The sequence below is a fragment of the Staphylococcus sp. 231237_7MaSpsaltlick genome, from assembly GCF_043107035.1.
The window spans coordinates 1-1,044 of record NZ_JBICNX010000158.1 but is presented as its reverse complement, the minus strand read 5'-3'; the positions used below and the strand labels follow the sequence as shown (position 1 = coordinate 1,044).

1 protein-coding gene is annotated in these 1,044 nt (G+C 30.1%); it reads left to right on the top strand.

Translation table 11 applies throughout. The features are described 5' to 3' along the window. Positions 1–179: 179 nt before the first annotated feature. The coding region (locus ACF91D_RS30605) for a hypothetical protein (RefSeq protein WP_392438510.1) at positions 180–1,044 on the top strand (865 nt) is incomplete at its 3' end.

Sequence of the window (1,044 nt, the reverse complement as noted above, 5' to 3'; positions counted from 1 at the left end):
AAATTTGAAGAAGTAAAGACAGATGGAAATAACGTTGAGGTAATATTGAATAAATCAGACAAAAACCATAATACACTAAGGTCTAAATACGAATTGATTTTTGATAAGAAAGCCGATAAATTTAAAATTAAAGAATATACAGATATATAAGATGTAATTAACGGTTGAGGAGCGAGTATATGTATCAACGAATAAATGAAGCTATACCTACAGAGCAAACAGCAATAGATCATCTAAAGAAGGAAGGTCTTACAGATTTTAGACTTAGTGCATTTAAAGCTAAAACACTATATAACCAAGAGAACCAAGTTATAACAAGTCATTTGAATTTTGAATGTCCGACTGAAAACTGCACTGCACCAATTACTTGTAAATCGATTAAGAGAAAGGTTAACACTGGGGGAAGAAAACAAGGAACCCCTACTTTTGTTAACCAATCAAGGTCAGTAAATCTTCATAAAGAAGGATGCCCTCACAATCCAGAATTAATTGAAAGAAACCTTAAAGATAACGAAGAAATTATCTCTAAATTTACTTATGAAAACAGCGGTAATGTGATCGCTGATTTTGATTTTATGGATGAAAAAACAAAGAATGAGTCAACTAAGAGTAGTAAAACGATTAAAAATAGTTCAGATGAAAATTCAAACAGCAATAGTAACAGACGTTCAACACCTTCTAATGACAACACTAAGGTTAAAGCTCGTTCAACAAGAATGAAAAAATTAAAAGAGTTTGTAGAAATTTATGAGAGTGATCCAAACTATATACTTAACTTTGCAAACTCTAATAATTCTATACCAATTAAGTTTTTATTTAAACGACTATACCAAAACGACTTCTTTGACCCTGAAGTAAAAAAATCGAAAAAATACTTTTATTTTAGTGAAGGAAAATTATTGAAAACATCAAAAGATAATATATTAAGTTTCCACTTCAAGGATTGGGTAAAAGTCGATGGACAAACTTACAACCCTTCAATAAGCATCAGTGAAGAAGCTATGAAAAAGGCTTATCCAGACATTTATAGTAGTTTTATTAATG